The organism is Kribbella flavida DSM 17836 (assembly GCF_000024345.1).
In the GTDB taxonomy this organism is placed as follows: domain Bacteria; phylum Actinomycetota; class Actinomycetes; order Propionibacteriales; family Kribbellaceae; genus Kribbella; species Kribbella flavida.
In genome coordinates, this window is the sequence record NC_013729.1 from 6910872 (window position 1) to 6931112 (window position 20241).

Genomic DNA, 20241 nt, shown 5'->3' on the forward strand with positions numbered 1-20241 from the left:
CCTGGGGGTCTCAGCGGGGCGTCCGAGCCAGGAGCTGGCCCGGACCGACCCGCTGCGCTACATCGCCGAGCTGTCGTCCGCCGGCGAGGCCGCTGAGCTGCTGGACTCCGCCGGGCTCGGCGCGTTCGGCTGGGTCTGGACCGGGAGCGGAGCGGACGTCGTACGGCGTGCTTCGCGGGCTCTGGTGGTCTGAGCCTCCAGCAGGTTCGCTGCGTCGGCTGGGTCGCGGTGCAGCGCGATGGCGTCGGTCGGGCCTTGCGGTGTGTCGACGTGCACGTTGGCAAGGCGCAGGCGGCGCTGGAGAGGCCCCTGCTGGACCCGGACCGACTGGGTCTTGTGGTGCAGCACCACGGAGGTCTTGCGGCTCACCCAGCCTCGCTGAGTCACCAGCACCTGGTCGTCGGCGCCGTAGGCGAGATAGCGCCAGCCGATCGGCCGCAGCCACCTCGCGCGGCGCGGAGCCCGGTGCAGCTCGATCTGAGCCAGGTCGAACCCGGGAAGGACGCGCGCGAGCACACCCGCGACCTCGGTGCGGGTGCCGACCGGGAGCAGCTGGACGCCGTTCTGCTCCTCCTCGCCGTCGCCTGACACGCCGCCGACGACACCGGCGATGTCCAGGTCGACGCGGGACCAGTTGAGGCGGCGCCAGATCAGCGGCTCGGTGATCAGCAGGCCCTGGACCCGTCCCGGCGGGACTGTCTGCCGCTGCAGGTCGAACAGGCCGCGCTTGGTGCGCAGACCGTCGCGGGTCTCGTGCAGCGTGAACTGGTGGTTGCCGACGACCTGCTTCCAGATCGGCTGCACCACACCGAGCAGCAGCGGCAGACCGGCGAACAGACCGACGTGGAACTCGAACACCGTGGTAGCGACGATCAGCCAGATCAGACCAGCCAGACTGCCGAGCACAGTGGACGACAGCAGCGTCGCGCCGAGCAGCCGACCGGTCGGAACGACCAGCAGCGGCGGCGACTCCTGCTCCGGAGCCTGCAGCGTCTCCTCGGCGGCCTCCCGGCCCTTGGCGCGGACCAGCAGGGTGCCGCGCAGCTTGGCGGCGTCCTCGGAGGTGAAGTAGCTCAGCTTGCCGTCACTGCGGCTGCCGCCGGCCACGTCCATCCGCAGCTCGGCCATGTTGAACAACCGCGCCACGAACGGCTGGGCGACGTCGATCGCCTGGATCCGGTCGAAGCGGATGATCCGGGTCCGCCGGAACAGGAAGCCGCTGTCCACCCGGACCGCGTCCTCGGTCAGCTGCCACTTGGTGAACCACCACGACAACGCGCCCAGCGCGATGCCGCCGACCAGCACGCCGAGCAGGGCGAACCCAGCGATCCTGAGGTTGCTGCGCAGGCCCTCGTTGTTGACCATCGCGAGCGCCGCGACGACGAAGTACCCCCAGCCCTTCACGAACGGGGTCAGCGGGTGCAGCCGGTCGCCCTCGCGCTCGGTCACCGGCACGGGCTGCGGCTGGGACTGCGGCTGGAGCTGGGACTGCGGCTCCGGCTGAGGCTGGGGCGGTGGTGCGGCCGGCTCGGTCACAGGCCCCACGCCTGCGCCTGGCCGAGCGCGGACAACCTGTCGCGCAATCGGCTCGCCTCGTCCGGGAGCAGGCCCGGGATCTTCGCGTCCGTCGCCGGGGTGGCGGTGTGCAGCTCCACCGTGGCGATGCCGAACGACCGCTCCAGCGGACCGGCCGCGACGTCGACGAACTGCATCCGGCCGTACGGCACGACCACCAGTTGGCGGAACAGGATGCCGTGGCTGACCAGCAGCTCGTCCTCGCGCTCGGCGTACTTCCAGGACTGCTGGTTGCGGCCGATCATCCGCCACGACCAGGCGAACCCGGCCAGCATCAGCAGCAGCCACAGACCGCCGTACAGCCAGTCGACCGTCAGCCCGAGCACCAGCAGACCGGCGATCGCGAGCAGGCCGAACGTGATCGCCGCGGTCACCCGGCGGACCGCCGCGAGCTTCGGTGAGACCGGCGTCCAGCTGACATCCGACGGTGCGAAGAGGTCGTCCACGGGTCAAGCCTGTCACGTCCGTGGTCCCGGTTGCGGGACACTGGGAGACATGAGTGCGGAAAGAGTCGTCGGAATCGGCGCCGGAGCGGCCGGGCTGGACCCGCTGTACGAGCGCGGCGGCACCGGTACGGGCTCGGAAATGCCGACCACCGACATGGTGCTCAACATCGGCCCCCAGCACCCCGCCACGCACGGCGTCCTGCGGTTGCGGCTGACCCTGGACGGCGAACGCATCGTCGGCTGCGAACCGATCATCGGCTACATGCACCGCGGCGCGGAGAAGCTGTTCGAGGTGCGCGACTACCGGCAGATCATCGTGCTCGCGAACCGGCACGACTGGCTGTCCGCGTTCTCCAACGAGCTCGGGGTGGTGCTGGCGGTCGAGCGGATGATGGGGCTGGAGGTGCCGGTCCGGGCGGTCTGGATGCGCACCCTGCTGGCCGAGCTGAACCGGGTGCTGAACCACCTGATGTTCCTCGGCTCCTACCCGCTGGAGCTCGGGGCGATCACGCCGGTGTTCTACGCGTTCCGCGAGCGGGAGACGATCCAGGCGGTGATGGAGGAACTGTCCGGCGGCCGGATGCACTACATGTTCAACCGCGTCGGCGGGCTGAAGGAAGACCTGCCGTACGGCTGGCTCGGGCGCGCGTCCGCCGCCTCCGCCGCGGTCCGGAGCCGGCTGCCCGACATCGAGAACCTTGTCCTGGGCAACGAGATCTTCCGGGCCCGGACGGTCGGCGTCGGCCGGTTGTCGCCGGAGCTGATCGCGGCGTACGGGGTGTCCGGGCCGATCGCCCGGGCCTCCGGGGTGGACGCGGACCTGCGGCGGGACGAGCCGTACCTGGCCTACGACGAGCTGGCGCGGGACGGCGTACTGCGGGTGGTGACGCGGTCCGACGGCGACTGCTTCGGGCGGTTCGCCGCGTTGCTGGAGCAGGTGAAGGTGTCGCTCGACCTGATCGACGCCTGCCTGGACCGGCTGGCCGCGATGCCCGCAGGGCCGGTGAACGTGCGGCTGCCGAAGATCCTGAAGGTGCCGGAGGGGCAGACGTACGCCTGGACCGAGAACCCGCTGGGCATCAACGGGTACTACCTGGTGTCCCGCGGCGACAAGACCCCCTGGCGACTGAAGCTGCGGTCCGCCAGCTTCAACAACATCTCGGTGCTGCCGGAGATGCTGCCGGGCACGATCGTGGCGGACATGATCGCGATCCTCGGCAGCATGTTCTTCGTGGTGGGGGACATCGACAAGTAGGCCGGCTTTCCGTACGCCGGGTTGTGCGGGCCTTCGTTCGGGTGGTCCAGCCCGATGCGCGGCTCCTTTGTCGGTGGTGCAGGTGATCCAGCCCACGCGCGGCTTCTTCGTCGCCGTGCTCCCACCCACCCGGTTGACTGCCGCTGTCGCGCGGCCTCCGGCGCTGTCGCACGCCCTCGGCACTATCGCGCGAACTTGGCGCTGTCGCATTGAACCGACAGCTTCGGCGCTGGCGGGTAGCGTCCGGACCTGCGGACGGCGCGGGAGGGCGGCCTGGCGGCCTACCACTGCTGGCTGGCGGGAGGCGATGCAGGCGGCGTCCGCCGACGGATGGGCCAGGAGGCGCGATCCGGCGATCGTGCTTCGAAGCTATACGTTAAGCTCATATTTGCTACATTAAGTGGGTTAGTGGTGCAAATATGACTCATTAAGCTTCAGGAGCAACCATGCCGCAGACTCGTGGGATTCCCAGGCCCGTCAGTCGCGCGCTGGCTGATATCGGCAGCCACTTGGCGACGTGGCGGCGCCTGCAGCAGTTGACCGCCGGACAGGTCGGTGATCGCGCGGGTGTTTCCAGGGCGACGGTGCAGCGTCTGGAAGCCGGCGACGGCGCAAGCCTGGAGAACACGCTTCGCATCGCCCGAGCGCTCGGCGTCATGGACCTCCTGGTGGCAGCAGTCGATCCCTACAGCACAGATGTCGGTCGTCTCCGAGCGGACCAAGAGCTGCCACAGAGGGTCCGGCAGCCTGGACGCAAGCGAAGGGACGGCGATGCCGAGAGCTAGCAGACGCCCTGCCATCCAGCAGACGGTGGCCGCGACCGGCGACCGTCTGCCGCCGAAGGTCGACGTCTGGGTTCAGATCGATGGCAGAGACGTGTTGGCAGGTCAGCTCAACTCCCACTACGGACGCGGCGCAGAGTCCGCCACCTTCCTGTACGACCCGGGGTATCTCGCCGATCCGTTGGCTTATGACCTCGAGCCGGCTCTGCCCCGGGTCGCCGGCGCGCTCCACACCGCTGTCGGGGTGTCGCTGTTCCACTCGTTCGCCGACAGCTCACCTGACCGTTGGGGCAAGGTTCTCATCACCAAGGCGGAGCGGCAGCGCGCGCGCACGGCAGGCGCCACTCCTCGAACTCTCAGCGAGTTCAGCTACCTCCTCGGCGTTCGCGACGACCTTCGTCAGGGAGCCGTCAGGTTCGCCTTGTCCGGGACCCGGACGTTTCTCGCCGACGACGTCACCGGAGTTCCGGCGCTCGCGGAACTGCCCGACCTGCTGAACCTGGCTGAACGGACCGAGGACGACGACGCTGACCTGGAGGCGATTCGCAAACTGGTCCGCGCGGGCAGTTCGCTGGGTGGCGCGAGACCCAAGGCTCACGTTCGAACCGAGGACGGCGCGATCGCCATCGCGAAGTTTCCGAGCCGGTCGGACGCATGGAACGTGATGGCTTGGGAGAAGATCGCCTTCGACCTGGCGTCCGCCGCGGGCATCGCCGTACCGAGATCGCAATTGCTGAAGGTCGCCGGGCGGCATGTGCACGTCATCGACCGTTTCGATCGGGCCGGGCGGCTGCGCATCGGATACATCAGCGCGATGACGATGCTCGAGGCCAAGGACGGCGACACGGGAAGTTATCTCGACATCGCCTCAGCCATCGAGGAACACTCGATCGCTACCTCTCGTGAACTGCGCGATCTGTGGAGGCGGATCGTCTTTTCCATCCTGATCTCCAACCTCGACGACCATCTGCGCAACCACGGCTTTCTCCGCACCACGCACAACGCCTGGAGTCTGTCGCCCGCCTTCGATCTCAATCCGGATCCGTCACCCGGCGCGAAGTACCTTTCGACTGCCATCAACGACCGCGACACGGACGCCAGCCTGGAGCTGGCCTTGGACGTCGCCGAAATGTTCCGTCTCAGCCAGACCGAAGCACGTGAGGTCGTTGCCGAGGTTGCCAGAGCCACCGCGCGATGGAGCGAGGTCGCCGCGCGGTACGGCCAGACCACACAGCAGATCGACGACATGTCGCCGGCGTTCGAGCATTCGGAGGCCCACGCCGCGCGTCATCAGGCGAGCTGATTCCTACGACGCCGCCCGCAGCGGCCAGAACACGCTTCGCGTTGAGCTCGGAAATCGGCGCGGCCCGCCCGGCCGCTAGCATCCGCCACCATGAGCGCCTCCTCCATCGAGCAACCCGCTGACCTCGAGCTGGTTCGGACCTCCTACGACCGGGTCGCCGACAACTACGTCGAGATGAACCTCGGGGACATCACCACCTATCCCTGGCTGCGGTCCGCGATGGACGGGTTCGCGGCCTCGGTGCGCGGGCTGGGGCCGGTGCTGGACGTCGGATGCGGGCCGGGCGACGTGACCGCCTACCTGGCCGAGCACGGGCTCGACGTCTCCGGGGTGGACCTCTCGCCGCGGATGATCGAGCACGCGCGGCGGCTGTACCCGGGGCAGCGGTTCGCCGTGGCGTCGGCCACCGAGCTGGAGCTGGCGGAGTCGTCCCTCGGGGGGATTCTCGGGTGGTGGTCACTGTTCAACCTGCCGCGGCACGTTCTTCCGTCGGTGATCCAGTCCTTCGCCCGCGCGCTGGTACCGGGCGGGCAGGTCATCATCGCGACCCACAAGGGTGACGGTGAGATCGTGCGGACCGAGGCGTACGGCGCGGTGCCGGTTTCCTGGACCACCTACCTGTGGCAGCCGGACGACCTCTGGGCCATCTTGGCTGCGGCGGGTCTCGAGCCGGTGGCTGAGCTGCGGCTCACGCAGAGTGTGGCGGGCGTTCCCTCGTTGGTGCTCGTTGCGCAGCGCAACGGGCAGTAGCTGGAGCTGCGAGGGTCAGGAACGCGTCGCCTGCTAGATCAACGGGAGCAGCTCCTCGGCGATCCCCGGGGACAGCGCGATGGTGGCGCCGGAGGCGACGTCGTGGGGTGAGCCGTCGACGTCGACGACGATCGCGCCGGCCTCGCGGGCGATGATCACGCCGGCGCTGGTGTCCCAGGGCTTGTTGCTGAACATGATCGACGCGTCGAGGCTGCCGTCGGCGACCAGCGCCAGGTGCAGGGCCGCCGTACCGAGCATGCGGATGCGTTGCACCCGCGGGACGAGCAGGTCGATCAGGGCCGTCCGCGGGCGGTTCCTCGCGGCTGCGTCTGCGCCGACGGCGAAGTCGCCGGCCATCACCAGGGCCTCGGAGAGCTGCTCGCAGCGGCTGACCCGGATCGCCTCGCCGTTGCGGAAGGCCCCCAGGCCCTCGGCCGCGGTGTAGCGGGTGCCGAGGCGCGGGAAGTGGAGAACGCCGAGGCGTTGCGACGTCCCGGCGACCAGGCCCAGCGAGATGCCCCAGAGCGGTACGCCGTGGAGGTAGTTGACGGTGCCGTCGATCGGGTCGAGCACCCAGGACAGCTCCCCCTCGCCCGGATGAGCGCCTTCCTCCTCGCCGAGAAACGCGATCTGCGGCGTCTCCTTCGCCAGGTGCGCCCGGACCGCCTGCTCGACCGCGATGTCGGTGTCGGAGGCCATGTCGCGGTCGCCCTTGGAGTGCACAGCGCCGGGCGGGCGCGACTCCACCAGGTCAGCGGCGATCGCCACCGCCCCTTCGGCGATCTCCAGCAGGCGCGGCAGGTCGGTCACGGGACGACTCCTCGGCAGAACGGTCGGCGTACCAGCAACCTAACCGAGCGGTGGGAAGACCTGAGCCGCCGGCAGCCCGTCCAGCACCTTCTGCAGCTCCGGCGTCACGTCGCCGTGCAGCTGCAGCAGCGTCATGTCGGCCAGCGCGAAAAGCTGCGCGAGCAGATCGGCCACGTGCTCGTTGTGCCCGATCGCAGCCGCCGCGTCGGTGTACTCCTCGAGCACCACCACGTACCCCGGTCCCTGGTACCAGTCGTACTTCAACGTCCCGGGCTCCTCGGCGACCCGAGCCGCCAACGCCCGGACGACCGCCGCGAAGTCCTGCTCGCGCCCGTCCCGGACGACGAACTCCACCCGCACCAGGATTCCCATCCCAACCTCCACTCACCCGCCGGCCGGCTTCAGCCCCCGTAACCAATCCCGAACCACCGTATAGTCCGCTGCCCGAAGCCCATGCCGGGGATCCACCCGATGCAGCAAGGCAGGCGCCGCAGACCGCCTGTGCACCCAGACCTTGTCGCGGTCGGTGATCTCGTCGTCCAGCCAGGCGAACGCACGGCCGTCGGCCCAGGCCAGCAAACCTGCGGTCTTCCAGTGGATCGAGCCGATCGATTCGGCATCCGGCCACTCGACGAAGGGCAGCTCCGGCAGGCCGAGACGGGGAGCGATCACCTCGTTCGCCTCTGCTCCCCAGGTCGTCGCCCACACCAGGTCGCAGCCGAGCGCGGTCAGTCGGGCGCCGTGTGCTGGATCGAGCCGGGCGAGCAGTGGATTGCCGTCAGCGCCGGCCGCGCCGTACGACGGGTAGGGCGAGGGGCCGCCGAACGGGATCAGCGGACCGTCGACATCGAGGAAGAGTACCGGGCGCATCCCTCGGACCGCGTCCGCACTGAGCGTCAGGACGCCGCGAGGCCGCGGAGTTTGAGGTCGACGACGGTGGGGGCGTCGGCCTGGGAGTGTTTGTCGCCGGCGGCAACGACCGTGGCGACCTCCTCGTCGATCTTGTCCAGGCGCTGGTCGATCTTGTCCAGCCGGCGCTGCATCAGGTCGACGAACTCGGCGTTCTCGACGACGCGGGCGCTGGTGATCCGGGAGTACTCCTGCGCCACGTGGGCGCGTTCGTCGCTGTGGGCCAGGCGTTCGACCAGCAACTGGTGGCGGATCAGCAGCGAGGCGCCGATCGCGATCATCACCGCACAGACGGCAGCCGCGCGCAGGATCCACGCGTTCTGCGAGAACAGCGCGACACTGACGGCCAGACAGATGACGATCAGCAGACTGTTCGCGACGGTGAGAACGGTGGTCCTGGTTCGACGGCGGCTACCCCTTGACCCCATGGACCGACATGTTAGGGGGTCTCTTCGGGGTCTTCGGGGATACGACACGCACGTTCGAGCAGCAATCCGGCCGTGACGACCAGCACTGAGATCACCGCCGCCAGTCCGGCCGTGATCACCCGGTTGCGCGGCCCCGAAGAACTCACCGCGTCCAGGAAGGATAACGCGAACCCTGCGTACACACCGGTGCACAACGCACCGACGAATGCGCTCGCTTTTCCGAGCAGCAGCAGGAAAACCGCGCGCGACGGCTCGATCCGCTCCCGGCGGACCTGGATCCGCTGATGGGTGTTGCGGGCGGCGGCGAACAGCAGCGCGGCCAGGAACGCCCAGGCGACCAGTGTGAGCAACGACACCGTCGGCGCGACCCCGCCGCCGGACTCGATCGCCTGCACCATGGTCAGCCCGATCGCCGCCCCGAGGACGGCGATCGCGACCAGTAGCCAGCGCGACGTCGGCCGCACCGAGCCGGGACGGGGCGGCTCCTGGCCGGAAGCCCTGCCCGGCCCGGGACTGCCGGACACCACTACTGCAGCTCGATGGTCAGGTCGTCGAGCTTCCTGACGCCCTCGGTGCCCACCTGGGCCAGCAGGTCGGCGACCGGCCCGACCCCGGGCAGCTCGGCGTCCGGCTCGATGTCCAGCCAGGGCGCCAGCACGAACGCGCGCTCGTGCGCCCGCGGGTGCGGCACGGTCAGCTCGTCGGTCTGGATCGTCTTCTTGCCGTAGGTGATCAGGTCGACGTCCAGCGTGCGCGGCGCTCCCGGCACACTGCGCTCGCGACCGAACGCCTGCTCGACGGCATGCGCGCGGTCCAGCAGCGTCTCGACGGCCAGCGTGGTGTCGGCCAGCAGCACGACGTTCAGGTACGGGCCGGACTCCTCGGGCCCACCGACCGGCTGGGTCTCGTAGACCGGCGAGACGTCGACGACCACGACGTCCGGGGTGTCCCGCAGAGCGTCGACAGCGCCCTGCAGGTGCGCCTCACGGTCGCCGAGATTGCTGCCGAGCGACAGGATCACCTGGCGGATCGGCTTCAGGCCACCGCTGAGGGTGTCCGCGTCGATGACGTGGGGACTAGGGGTCTCAGTCACGAAATCTCTCCGGGTTTGCGCTGCACGGTCAGGACAACATCGTCGAACGGCACGGTGATCGGCGCCGAGGGTTTGTGGATCGTCACCGCGGTGCCGGTGACCCGCGGATCGGCCAGGCAGACGTCCGCGATCCGCTGGGCGAGGGTCTCGATCAGGTCGACCGGGTCGTTCTCGATCGCCGCGTGCACGCGTTCGGCGACGACGCCGTAGTTCACGGTGTCGGCCAGGTCGTCCGAGGCGGCGGCGGGCCGGGTGTCCAGCTCGAGGCGGACGTCGACGACGAACTCCTGCCCGTCGGCCCGCTCGTGCTCGAACACCCCGTGCCGGCCGAAGCCACGGATACCGCGGATCTCGATCACGTCAGGAGGCATCACGGGACCGCTCATTCCGCCTCCTCCTGTGGACCCCCAGACGACAGTACCGGGGAGGCATGGTGGATCCACAACCGCCAGCCGGAAGAAGTTCGCCGGAACACGTTGGTCGCGAACGCCTTGCCACCGGCGAACCCCTCCTCCGGGGCCCCTTCACCCGACGACAGGACATTCTCCGTACACGTGACGTAAGCCACGTCTTCATCCACGCGTACCTGCACGTCGGTCAGGAAGAACTGGATGTACGGCGTGTTGGCGAAGATCATCGCCCAGGCCCGCATCATCTCGGAGTACCCGGAGATGGCCGCGTTGCCCGGGTGGATGCAGACCGGGTCGGGCTCCGGCAGCCAGACCGCCGCCATCAGGTCCAGGTCGCCGGCCTCGAACGCGTTGTAGAACGCCGTGTTCGCGGTCAGCACGGCGTTCTCGCCCGACGGCTCCGCCCGCCGCGCTCCCGGCTGCTCCTCGGTCATACCGCTCCCCACCTGCTCGCCACCCGGACCGCGTCCACACTCGGTGCCACCGCGTGGGCCCGGACGCACCAGGCCCCGCTCGCGGCAGCGAGGGCGGAGACAGCAGCGCTCGCGTCGTCTCGTCGTACGGCCGGCCTAGGCTCACCGGTCTCCTCGTCGGCGAGCAGCCTACCGAGGAACGCCTTGCGGGACGCACCGATCAGCAGCGGCCGCTCCAGCACGGCGAACTCGCGCAGCCGGCGCAGCACCTCCCAGTTGTGGTCCGCGTTCTTCGCGAACCCCAGGCCCGGGTCCAGCGCGACCCTGGCCAGGTCGATGCCGGCCGCCGCGATCGCCTCCAGCCGGACCGCCAGCTCGGCGACCACCTCGGCCACCACGTCGTCGTACCGGGCGCGGTCCTGCATGTCGGCCGAGTGCCCGCGCCAGTGCATGCACACGTACGGCGTACCGCGGTCGGCCACCAGCGGCAGCATGTCGGGATCGGCCAGTCCGCCGGACACGTCGTTCACCATCACCGCGCCCGCGTCCAGGGCCAGCGCGGCCACGTCGGCGCGCATGGTGTCGACCGAGATCAGCGCGCCGTCGGCCGCCAGCGCCTCGATCACCGGCAGCACCCGGCGGATCTCCTCGGCCGGCGCGGGCCGCTGCGCCCCGGGCCGGGTGGACTCCCCGCCGACGTCGAGCAGGTCGGCACCCTCGGCCAGCAGTTCCCGCCCGTGCTCGATCGCCGCGGACGGCTCGAACCACTCCCCGCCGTCGGAGAACGAGTCCGGGGTCACGTTGACGACACCCATCACCAGACAGCGGTCCGGCGTGGGCAGTCCCTGAACATGACTCGGTGGGGCAGTTCGCACTGGACCACCGTAGTGGTCCCGGCCGAACCGCCCCACCTAGGTACCGGGCCCCCATCAACTCCCGGGCGCCTGCCGGGGGTCGCTAACCCAGTACCAATGAGGCGCCGCTTGCTGCCAGCGCCTCACCGATCGGTTGGGAGTAGGACTCGTTCGCCTGGCCGCGCTTCTGCAGGCACTCGCCGCTGATCAGCGCCGCGCCACTGGTGATGCCGAGCGCGTAGCCGCTGGTCAGGTTGGCGCCGCCGGAGTCGCCGGTCTGGACGCAGGCGGTGTGCTTGTACATGCCCTTGACGACCTGGTTGCTGCCGTAGTTGACGGTCACGTTCTTCGCGACCACCCGGCCGCAGGTCCAGCGGGTGGTCTTGCCGGACTTGCAGACCGAGGCGCCGACGGTGACGCCGGTCTGGCCCTTGATCGGTACGTCGGTGTCGCCCCAGCGCTCGACGTAGCCGCGCTGGTCCCAGCCGTCGATCACCGTGACGGTGCCGAAGTCGTTGCCCGGGTAGCTCGAGCTGCGGGTGTCGCCGAGGATGTAGCCGTTGCGGGAGAACGACGGCTTGCCGGCCGTGCAGTGCCCGGCGGTCAGGAAGATTCGGGTGCCGTCGTCGGTCCGGGCGTTGAAGCCCAGGGAGCAGGTGTACCCGGTGTTCTTGTCGACCTGGAGCCCGCCGAGCAGACCGAAGTCGTCCTGGGTGGTGGTGAGCTCGCCCGGGGACGTGCGCACCGTGACCCGGTCGCCGTTGGCCTGGGCGCGGCGCAGGAACCGTTTGGTGATCGCGTCCCGGGCGCCGGTCGGCACGGTGACCACGACGGTGCCGGTGATCGGGTCGACGTACCAGGACTTGACCTTGCCGGCGCTGGATCCGACGGCCAGGTGGTCGAGGTCGCGCTGCACCGAGCGCAGCTCCTCGGCCGTGAACCGGACCAGCTTCGGCACCGCGCCGATCGCCCGGACCAGCCCGGCGGTGGCCTGGTCCGAGACCGCGACGACGACGTCACCCGCGTCACTGAGATAGCTGCCGATCACCCGGGACCCGAGCTGGGTCTCCACCGTGCCGGCCTTGACGATGCGCTCCTGCTGGAGCAGCTCCGGGTCGGGGGCCATCGTGCGGCCCGCCCGCGCCGTCCCGCTCCGCTCGTCGGCCTCGGCGCCGTTCGCCGCGACCAGCCCGGCGGCCGTCAACGCGACGATCCCGGTGAGTGCGACGCCGACCAGGCAACGCCCTGACATACGTTCCTCCTCACGAAGGCGTCCCGCGTCCGAGTCGGAACACCACTACGGAACGTAAACGCTCAGCCACGGAATGTCCATGGTCAACGACCTCTGACCCCTCAACGACCTGACCCCCCAGGTGGCTACGCGCAGGACGAGGACAGCCGGGTCAGCCGACGATGAGGCTCATGGCTTCGGCGCGGGTGGAGGGGTTGCGGAGCTGGCCGCGGACGGCGGAGGTGATGGTTCTGGCGCCGGGTTTGCGCACGCCGCGCATCGTCATGCAGAGGTGCTCGCACTCGATCACCACGATCACCCCGCGCGGCTGCAGCAGCTCGACCAGGGACTCGGCGACCTGGGTGGTCAGCCGCTCCTGGACCTGCGGGCGCTTGGCGTAGACGTCGACCAGCCGGGCCAGCTTGGACAGGCCGGTGATCCGGCCGTCCGGGTTGGGGATGTAGCCGACGTGCGCGACCCCGGTGAAAGGCACCAGATGGTGCTCGCACAGCGACCAGACCTCGATGTCCTTGACCAGGATCATCTCGTCGTGGCCGAGGTCGAACGTCGTGGTCAGCACGTCCGACGCGGTGAGCCCCAGCCCGGCGGTGATCTCCTCGTACGAGCGAGCCACCCGGGCCGGGGTCTCCTTCAGTCCTTCGCGGTCCGGGTCCTCGCCGATCGCGATCAGCAGCTCCCGGACCGCCCGCTCGGCCCGCTCGTGGTCGAACTTCGGCGACGTCACGGGCGCCGCGCAGCCGGCCGGCACTCAGCGGACATGCCCTGCCTCACTCCGCCGGCGGGGTCGGGCCGCTGCCGTAGTTCGGGCCGTGCGCGGCCTCGTCCGGGCCGATCGAACCACCCGGGATGACGTCCTGCAGCGAACCGTTCTGCTCACCGCGGCTCGGCAGCGGCATCACCGGCGGCTGCTCGGACGGAACCCGGGTCGCCGACCCGGTCCAGGCCGGCCGCAGCTCACGCTTCTGGATCGGCGCGAAGATCCGGGCGATCTCGCCCTTGTCCAGCGTCTCCTTCTCCAGCAGCTCCTCGACCAGGTGGTCGAGCACCGCGCGGTTCTCGGCCAGGATGTCGAAGGCCTCCTGGTGCGCGTTCAGGATCAGCTTGCCGACCTCCTCGTCGACCGCCGCGGCGATCTCCTCGGAGTAGTTGCGCTGGCTGCCCAGGTCGCGGCCCAGGAACGGCTCGCCGGAGTCCTGGCCGAACTTGATCGCGCCGAGCCGCTCGGTCATGCCGTACTGCGTGACCATCGCGCGAGCCAGCGACGTCGCCTTCTCGATGTCGTTGCTGGCGCCGGTGGTCGGGTCGTGGAAGACCATCTCCTCGGCGGCGCGGCCACCGAGCATGTAGGCCAGCTTGTCGAGCATCTCCGACCGGGTGGTCGAGTACTTGTCCTCGTCCGGCAGCACCATCGTGTAGCCCAGCGCGCGGCCGCGCGGCAGGATCGTCACCTTGTGCACCGGGTCGGAGTGCGGCAGCGCCGCGGCGACCAGGGCGTGGCCGCCCTCGTGGTACGCCGTGAGCACCTTCTCCTTGTCCGACATCAGCCGGGTGCGGCGCTGCGGTCCCGCGATCACGCGGTCGATCGCCTCGTCCAGCGCGTGCTTGTCGATCTGCTGCTTGTTCAGCCGGGCGGTCAGCAGGGCCGCCTCGTTCAGCACGTTGGCCAGGTCGGCGCCGGTGAAGCCCGGGGTCCGGCGGGCGACCGCGGTCAGGTCGACGTCCTCGGCCATCGGCTTGCCCCGGGCGTGCACCTTGAGGATCTTGTCGCGGCCCGGCAGGTCCGGCGCGTCGACCGGGATCTGCCGGTCGAACCGGCCCGGCCGCAGCAGCGCCGGGTCGAGCACGTCCGGACGGTTGGTCGCGGCGATCAGGATGACCCCGCCGCGCACGTCGAAGCCGTCCATCTCGACCAGCAGCTGGTTCAGCGTCTGCTCGCGCTCGTCGTGCCCACCGCCGAGGCCCGCGCCGCGGTGCCGGCCGACGGCGTCGATCTCGTCGATGAAGATGATCGCCGGGGCGTTGGTCTTGGCCTGCTCGAACAGGTCGCGCACCCGGGAGGCGCCGACACCGACGAACATCTCGACGAAGTCCGAACCGGAGATCGAGTAGAACGGGACGCCCGCCTCACCCGCGACCGCCCGCGCCAGCAGCGTCTTGCCCGTACCGGGCTGGCCGTACAGCAGCACGCCCTTCGGGATCTTCGCGCCGACCGCCTGGAACTTGCCCGGCTCCTGCAGGAACTCCTTGATCTCGCCGAGCTCCTCGATCGCCTCGTCGGCGCCGGCCACGTCGGCGAAGGTGGTCTTCGGAGTGTCCTTGCTGACCAGCTTGGCCTTGGACTTGGCGAAGCTCATCACCCGGGAGCCGCCGCCCTGCATCGAGTTCATCAAGAAGATGAACACCACCGCGATCAGCAGGAACGGGATCAGCGTCGAGAACACCTGGCCGATGAAGCTCGGCTTCGGGTTCTCCACGTCGTACCGCTCGATCTTGCCCTGCTGGAACAGCGTCTGCAGCGAGGAGCCGAGGGTGTTGGCCTGGCCGTCGACCCAGTGCGCCCGCACCTTCGTGCCGTCGGTCTTCTCGACCCGGATCTCCTGATCGGGGTCGATCAGCGTCACCGTCTTGATCGACTTGTCGGACGAGGTCGTGGCCTGCTGGATCAGCTGCACGACCTGACCGGTGGGCTCGGACTTGTACCCGGTCGAGCCGGTCAGGAGCTGCCCGATCACCAGCACGCCCAGGAAGGCGATGACGATCCAGAACAGCGGTCCGCGGAGTATGCGCTTCACGTCCATGATCGAGGCTCGCGCCCCGTCCCTCCTAGCTCAGCAGGCCCGGGTGAGGGGCCCTTCGACGGTAACACCAGTCCAAGTGTCTCGTGCCGGGCAAGCCTGCCCACCACGAGGGTCACCTGGAACGACGGTACGGTCCGTTGTACAGCCTGTCACCAAGTCCGGCGGGGAGCTCAGGAGTAGACGTGCGGCGCCAGCGTCGCGACGCAGCGCAGGTTGCGGTACTTCTCCGCGTAGTCCAGCCCGTAGCCGACCACGAACTCGTCGGGGATGTCGAAGCCGACGTACTTCACCGGCACCGCCATCTTGGCCGCGTCCGGCTTGCGGAAGGCGGTGCAGATCTCCACCGAGGCCGGCTTGCGCGACTCCAGGTTGCTGACCAGCCAGGTCAGCGTCAGGCCGGTGTCGATGATGTCCTCGACGATCAGCACGTGCCGGTTGGTGATGTCGGTGTCCAGGTCCTTGAGGATCCGGACCACCCCGGACGACTTGGTGCCCGAGCCGTACGACGAGATGGCCATCCAGTCCATCTCCACGTGCCGGCTGAACGAGCGGGCCAGGTCCGCCATCACCATCACGGCGCCCTTGAGGACACCGACCACCAGCAGGTCCTTGCCCTCGTAGTCCGCCTCGATCCGTACGGCCAGCTCCTTGAGCTTGGCCAGGATCTCCTCCTCGGTATGGAGGATCTCGGTCAGGTCCTTCTCGATGTCCGACGCATCCACACGGGTCAGCCTGTCACACGTGGCTTGAGATGGATGAATCCGCCTCGGCGCATCGCCCGAACGCCTTGCGGCAGGTCGATCCAGCGCTGACCGCGCCAGCCGGTGACGAAAGCGTCGATGGCGGCGACGTGTCCGGCAGTCAGGTCGGTGGCGTGGCAGCCGGCCTCCAGCGCGGCCTGCCGCAGCGCGCGGGTGCGGATCGCTTCCGGCTCGGCCTCGAGCATGCCGATGTCGCAGAGCACCTCGTCATCGGTACGCCGTACGGCGGTCTCGGCGAGGTCCGCGGCCAGTGCGTCGAGCGCGTCGGCGTCGGCGCGGAGCAGACCGGCGGTGCGGGCCAGCGCCTCGGTCACGCCGGGCCCGAGCGCCTCCTCCAGCACCGGCAGCACCTCATGCCGCACTCGCACTCTTCTGTACTGCGGGTCGTCGTTGTGCGGGTCGTGCCAGGGCCGGAGCCCGGAGGCGATGCAGGCAGCGGCCGTACTGGCACGTGGCACCTCCAGCAGCGGGCGGCGGAGCAGTCCGGCCACCGGCGCCATCCCAGCGAGCGAGCGGGCCCCCGAACCGCGGGCCAGACCCAGCAGAACCGTCTCCGCCTGGTCGTCCCGCGTGTGCGCGAGCAGGACGACGTCCGCGCCGAACTGGTCGGCGGCGGCGCGCAGTGCGTCGTACCGGGCGGCTCTGGCGGCGCCTTCCGGGCCGCCTTCGCTGCCGACCTCGACTGCGCGGACCTCCACCGGGTCCAGCCCGAGCGAGCGGCACTGGTCGGCGGCGATCGCGGCAGCGTGGGCCGAGTCGGCCTGCAGCCCGTGGTCGACGATCACCGCGCCCGCACGCAGTCGCAGCTTCGGCGCCTCGAAGGCGATCGCCGCGGCCAGCGCGAGCGAGTCGGCGCCTCCGGAGCAGGCCACCAGAACAGTCGTGTCCGCGGGCAGCTCTCGCAGCGCCGCCCGAACCGCCTCACGGACGCGAGCCACCGCGGGGTGCAGTTTGCCCCGCCGGCTGTCGACCAGCTGCTCGGCCGACTCAGCCGTGGAGTCGGGAGACCCAGGCATCGGGGGTGGCGATCTCGTGCTTGGTGGGCAGCGTGTTCGGTCCGGTCCAGACCTTGTTGAAGCCCTCCATGCCGACCCGGTCGACCACCCGCCGGACGAAGGCGGCGCCGTCCTGGTACTGCTTCAGCTTGGCATCCAGGCCGAGCAGCCGCTTGAGCAGCTGGTCGACCGGGTTCCCGCTGGAGCGGCGGGAGGTGAACTTGGACCGGATGGTGTCGACGGTCGGGATCACCGACGGCCCGACGCCGTCCATCACGAAGTCCGCGTGGCCCTCCAGCAGCGACATCACCGCGGTCAGCCGGTCCAGCACGGCGCGCTGCTCCGGCGACTGCATCAGGTCGACCAGGCTCAGCTCGGCCTCGCCCTTCACCGACCGGCCCAGCCGCTGCACCGCCTCCCGGAACATCGCCGCGTACGCCGACGCGTCCAGCTCCGCCTGGTCGAGGAACAGCGCGATCTCCGACCGCAGGTGGTCCCGCAGCCACGGGACCGCGGTGAACTGCACCCGGTGCGTCTCCTCGTGCAGGCAGACCCAGAGCCGGAAGTCCCGCGGTACGACGCCGAGCTCGGACTCCACGTGCATCACGTTCGGTGCGACCAGCAGCAGCCGCCCGGTCAGACCGGGGCGGCTCGGGTCGGGCTCGGCCGGGTAGAAGGGGTCGAACTGACCCAGCACCCGGGAGGACAGGAAGGCCAGCAGCGCGCCCGCCTCGATCGCGGTGACCCGCGAGCCGACCGCGGACGCCAGCGCGCCGCTCTTCTCCTGCTTCTCGCGCAGCTTGTCCGCCAGCGGCGCCAGCACGGTCTTGAAGCCGTCCGCGTTGGCCTGCACCCAGCCGGGCCGGTCCACGATCACCACTGGGGCGGTCGCCGACGTCGCCTGCAGCCCGCTGAACTCCCGCACGTGGTGCTCGGACTCCGCGGCGAACTGCCGCAGCTGCGCGACCACCTGGTCCGCCTCGGCCCGGGTGACCACCGGCCCGGGACGGAGCAGCTTGCGCGCCACGCCCGTCGCAAGCTGCCAGTCGACCATCTCGGCCGCGGTCCCACCTTCAGCCGTACTCATGGTCCGACCCTAGTCGCATGTCCCAACCTGCGCCTGTGGGACGCGGTGAGTTCAGGCAGCACAACCGCAGGCGGCCAGGGCGGCCGCCGCGCGGTCCAGTGCGGCGCGAGCCTCCAGCGGCTTGTTCGGCAGGGCTGCGTCGGTGGCGACGGCGAAGACGAGCAGTGTCCCGGTCCGGCTGCGGACCAGCCCGGCCAGCGAGTGCACACCGGTCAGCGTGCCGGTCTTGGCGCGCACGAGGCCGGTACCGGCGCCGGCACCCGGTACTGCGAAGCGCTCCTCCAGGCTGCCGGTGAACCCGGCAACCGGCAGGCCGCTGATCAGGTATCGCAGCTCCGGCCGGCTCACCGCGACCCGTACTGCGCCGGCCAGCACGTCCAGCGGAACCTGGTTGGTGCGGGACAGCCCGCTGCCGTCCTCCAGCCTGGCCTTGGTCACGTTCAGCCCGAGCTTGGTGAGCGTGCTGCGCAGTCCCTTCAGGCCTCCGGCGTACGAGCCGCCGTTCTTGGTGGCCAGGCCGACGTGCCGCAGCAGCACCTCGGCGCCGTCGTTGTCGCTGTGCAGGTTGACGTGCTCGACGAGGTCGCCGACGGGCGCGGACCGGACCTCGGCGACCTTCGCGGCAGCGGCCGGAGCCACCACCGGCCGCACGGCCGGGGCGACCTTGATGCCGGCGGCCCGCAAGAGCGCCGCGAACGACGTCGCCGCCGCCTGTGCCGGTGCGACCGCCCGCTTCGCCATGCCGGGAGTGATCCGGCCCTGGTCCACCCAGAGCGCGGAGGTCGGGCCGGCGATGCCCTCGGGCACGTAGTTCGGCTCCCACTTGGCGTTCGCCGCCGGGCCGGTGAACAGCGACGCGTCGTACCCGAGGGTGATGCTGGTGACACCTCCGGCCCGCAGCGACTTCGCCGTACTGGCGGCCAGGTCCTGCAGGGTGGCGCGACGCGGGAACTCCAGCGGGTCCGCGGACCGCTTGATCGTCAGCAGCGGGTCACCGCCGCCCACCAGGACCAGCGAGCTCCCGGCCCGTACGGTCCTGGTGCTGAACCAGTGGTCCGGACCCAGCGCTTCCAGCGCGGCGACCGTGGTCAGCAGTTTCAGCGTCGAGGCGGGCACGAAGGGCTTGGCCGCACCGACCGAGTAGACCTGCTTGCCGCGGGACGCGTCGTACACGGAAGCTCCGAAGTGCCTGCCGAGCGACGGGTCCGCCAGTGCGGCCGACAGCGCCTTCCGTACGCCGGCGCTGGTGGGCGCCACGCCTTCGGCCTTCGCCGGTGCGAGCACGACGGGAGCGACCGTGCCAGTGGTCCCGGTGGTAGCACGCTGCGACGACGCCGGCACCGCCTGGGCGGCCGCGACCAGGCCGGTCAGGGCCGCGCCGGCCGCGAGCGTGACGAAGACCGCACGGGAAGGACGGGCCACCGGGCTGCTCCTGTCAGATGGTCGGGCCGAACCGTGACAGTATCTGCCCCATGGAGTTCGACGTCTTCATCGAGATCCCCAAGGGCACCCGCAACAAGTACGAGCTGGACCACAAGACGAACCGGCTGCGGCTCGACCGCACCCTGTTCACGTCCACTCAGTACCCCTCCGACTACGGGTTCATCGAGGAGACCCTCGGTCAGGACGGCGACCCCCTGGACGCGCTCGTGCTGCTGCCCGAGCCGACCTTTCCCGGCTGCCTGATCCGGGCCCGGGCGATCGGCATGTTCCGGATGACCGACGAGAAGGGCCCCGACGACAAGGTGCTCTGCGTGCCGGCCGGTGACCCGCGCCAGGAGCACCTGCGCGACATCCACCACGTACCGGAGTTCGACCGGCTGGAGATCCAGCACTTCTTCGAGGTCTACAAGGACCTGGAGCCGGGCAAGTCGGTCGAGGGCGCCACCTGGGTCGGCCGCGCCGACGCCGAGGCCGAGATCACCGCCTCCTTCGACCGCCTGAAGACCGAAGGCCACTGAGACCTCGCCCGGACCGCCGGGCGAGGTCCGGCCGGCCGACCGCGACGCCGGCAGCCGCTCACCACCCGATGAGGGCGTAGGAGCTGGCCGTCCGGCGGTCAGCTCCGCGCTCGCTCTCCACCGGCACGTCGGACTCCGGATCGGCGACGACCCTCGGTGTCTCCAGGGGCTGCGTCCCGTGCGCGTCGCCCGGGCGCGCCGGCTGCCCGGCGTGCGAAGCACGGCGCGGGCGGCCGAAGACCGCGGCGAGCAGGGTCTTGCTGCGAGAAGCTGGCATCAGCACCACCGTTCTACGGGCCGGTGGTCACCGGCGTCGGTCGGGGTCAGGGGCGGCTGACGTCGGGTGAAGGGTGCGGCGG

Annotated in this window: 24 protein-coding genes; 5 read left to right on the forward strand and 19 right to left on the reverse strand. The window is 70.2% G+C overall.

Going from position 1 to position 20241, the window contains the following annotated elements:
- Positions 1-57: 57 nt before the first annotated feature.
- Positions 58-1545, reverse strand: a complete 1488-nt coding sequence (locus KFLA_RS36950) for a PH domain-containing protein (protein ID WP_148256788.1) — start codon at positions 1543-1545, stop codon at positions 58-60.
- A complete protein-coding gene (locus tag KFLA_RS32050) occupies positions 1533-2021 on the reverse strand; it encodes a PH domain-containing protein (protein ID WP_012924001.1) in 489 nt (162 codons plus the stop codon). The genes KFLA_RS36950 and KFLA_RS32050 overlap by 13 nt, the downstream gene beginning before the upstream one ends.
- Before the next feature lie 49 nt (positions 2022-2070).
- Here KFLA_RS32050 and KFLA_RS32055 point away from each other — a divergent pair, with 49 nt between their 5' ends.
- The 4 genes from KFLA_RS32055 (at position 2071) to KFLA_RS32070 (ending at position 6111) form a co-directional block, all read left to right on the forward strand.
- Complete coding sequence (locus tag KFLA_RS32055; protein ID WP_012924002.1) at positions 2071-3276, forward strand: NADH-quinone oxidoreductase subunit D; 1206 nt, start codon at positions 2071-2073, stop codon at positions 3274-3276.
- Positions 3277-3722: 446 nt separating this feature from the next.
- Positions 3723-4061 carry a helix-turn-helix domain-containing protein gene (locus KFLA_RS32060; protein ID WP_012924003.1) on the forward strand — a complete coding sequence of 113 codons (339 nt, stop codon included), beginning with the start codon at positions 3723-3725 and terminating at the stop codon, positions 4059-4061.
- Positions 4062-4086: 25 nt separating this feature from the next.
- Entirely contained in the window at positions 4087-5361 is a 1275-nt protein-coding gene (locus tag KFLA_RS32065; RefSeq protein WP_012924004.1) for a type II toxin-antitoxin system HipA family toxin, read from the forward strand.
- Between the two features lie 90 nt (positions 5362-5451).
- Positions 5452-6111: a class I SAM-dependent methyltransferase gene (locus tag KFLA_RS32070; protein WP_012924005.1), complete on the forward strand. Its 660-nt coding sequence runs from the start codon at positions 5452-5454 to the stop codon at positions 6109-6111.
- Positions 6112-6144: 33 nt separating this feature from the next.
- On the opposite strand, the gene KFLA_RS32075 is transcribed toward KFLA_RS32070, so the two are convergent.
- The 16 genes from KFLA_RS32075 to dacB all read right to left on the reverse strand — a co-directional run bounded on the left by KFLA_RS32075 (position 6145) and on the right by dacB (position 19343).
- Positions 6145-6921 carry an inositol monophosphatase family protein gene (locus tag KFLA_RS32075; protein WP_012924006.1) on the reverse strand — a complete coding sequence of 259 codons (777 nt, stop codon included), beginning with the start codon at positions 6919-6921 and terminating at the stop codon, positions 6145-6147.
- A 39-nt stretch (positions 6922-6960) separates the two neighbouring features.
- Positions 6961-7293, reverse strand: coding sequence for a putative quinol monooxygenase (locus KFLA_RS32080; RefSeq protein ID WP_012924007.1), 333 nt, complete (start codon positions 7291-7293; stop codon positions 6961-6963).
- Positions 7294-7305: 12 nt separating this feature from the next.
- Entirely contained in the window at positions 7306-7791 is a 486-nt protein-coding gene (locus KFLA_RS32085) for an HAD domain-containing protein (protein WP_012924008.1), read from the reverse strand.
- A 26-nt stretch (positions 7792-7817) separates the two neighbouring features.
- On the reverse strand, positions 7818-8258 hold the full coding sequence (locus tag KFLA_RS32090) for a hypothetical protein (RefSeq protein ID WP_012924009.1): 441 nt from the start codon (positions 8256-8258) through the stop codon (positions 7818-7820).
- 11 nt (positions 8259-8269) lie between these two features.
- Positions 8270-8782 (reverse strand): DUF3180 domain-containing protein, encoded by a 513-nt coding sequence (locus KFLA_RS32095; protein ID WP_237706641.1) that lies wholly within the window; start codon positions 8780-8782, stop codon positions 8270-8272.
- 2 nt (positions 8783-8784) lie between these two features.
- Positions 8785-9351 (reverse strand): 2-amino-4-hydroxy-6-hydroxymethyldihydropteridine diphosphokinase, encoded by a 567-nt coding sequence (gene folK, locus KFLA_RS32100; RefSeq protein WP_012924011.1) that lies wholly within the window; start codon positions 9349-9351, stop codon positions 8785-8787.
- A complete protein-coding gene (gene folB / locus KFLA_RS32105; protein ID WP_012924012.1) occupies positions 9348-9737 on the reverse strand; it encodes a dihydroneopterin aldolase in 390 nt (129 codons plus the stop codon). Before folB ends, folK begins: the two co-directional genes overlap by 4 nt.
- A complete protein-coding gene (locus KFLA_RS32110; protein ID WP_012924013.1) occupies positions 9734-10195 on the reverse strand; it encodes a nuclear transport factor 2 family protein in 462 nt (153 codons plus the stop codon). The genes folB and KFLA_RS32110 overlap by 4 nt, the downstream gene beginning before the upstream one ends.
- Positions 10192-10989 carry a dihydropteroate synthase gene (gene folP, locus KFLA_RS32115; protein ID WP_041289577.1) on the reverse strand — a complete coding sequence of 266 codons (798 nt, stop codon included), beginning with the start codon at positions 10987-10989 and terminating at the stop codon, positions 10192-10194. Before folP ends, KFLA_RS32110 begins: the two co-directional genes overlap by 4 nt.
- A 142-nt stretch (positions 10990-11131) precedes the next feature.
- Positions 11132-12280 (reverse strand): S1 family peptidase, encoded by a 1149-nt coding sequence (locus tag KFLA_RS32120; RefSeq protein ID WP_012924015.1) that lies wholly within the window; start codon positions 12278-12280, stop codon positions 11132-11134.
- Between the two features lie 151 nt (positions 12281-12431).
- A complete protein-coding gene (gene folE / locus KFLA_RS32125; protein ID WP_041290709.1) occupies positions 12432-13004 on the reverse strand; it encodes a GTP cyclohydrolase I FolE in 573 nt (190 codons plus the stop codon).
- A gap of 43 nt (positions 13005-13047) precedes the next feature.
- Positions 13048-15078, reverse strand: a complete 2031-nt coding sequence (gene ftsH, locus KFLA_RS32130; RefSeq protein ID WP_012924017.1) for an ATP-dependent zinc metalloprotease FtsH — start codon at positions 15076-15078, stop codon at positions 13048-13050.
- A 170-nt stretch (positions 15079-15248) separates the two neighbouring features.
- A complete protein-coding gene (gene hpt, locus KFLA_RS32135) occupies positions 15249-15800 on the reverse strand; it encodes a hypoxanthine phosphoribosyltransferase (protein WP_012924018.1) in 552 nt (183 codons plus the stop codon).
- 5 nt (positions 15801-15805) lie between these two features.
- Positions 15806-16855 (reverse strand): tRNA lysidine(34) synthetase TilS, encoded by a 1050-nt coding sequence (gene tilS, locus KFLA_RS32140; protein WP_012924019.1) that lies wholly within the window; start codon positions 16853-16855, stop codon positions 15806-15808.
- On the reverse strand, positions 16827-17921 hold the full coding sequence (locus tag KFLA_RS32145; protein WP_012924020.1) for a zinc-dependent metalloprotease: 1095 nt from the start codon (positions 17919-17921) through the stop codon (positions 16827-16829). Before KFLA_RS32145 ends, tilS begins: the two co-directional genes overlap by 29 nt.
- A 51-nt stretch (positions 17922-17972) precedes the next feature.
- Entirely contained in the window at positions 17973-19343 is a 1371-nt protein-coding gene (gene dacB, locus KFLA_RS32150; protein WP_012924021.1) for a D-alanyl-D-alanine carboxypeptidase/D-alanyl-D-alanine endopeptidase, read from the reverse strand.
- 50 nt (positions 19344-19393) lie between these two features.
- Here dacB and KFLA_RS32155 point away from each other — a divergent pair, with 50 nt between their 5' ends.
- Positions 19394-19882, forward strand: a complete 489-nt coding sequence (locus KFLA_RS32155) for an inorganic diphosphatase (RefSeq protein ID WP_012924022.1) — start codon at positions 19394-19396, stop codon at positions 19880-19882.
- Between the two features lie 58 nt (positions 19883-19940).
- On the opposite strand, the gene KFLA_RS32160 is transcribed toward KFLA_RS32155, so the two are convergent.
- Positions 19941-20159, reverse strand: coding sequence for a hypothetical protein (locus KFLA_RS32160; protein WP_012924023.1), 219 nt, complete (start codon positions 20157-20159; stop codon positions 19941-19943).
- Positions 20160-20241: the final 82 nt, after the last annotated feature.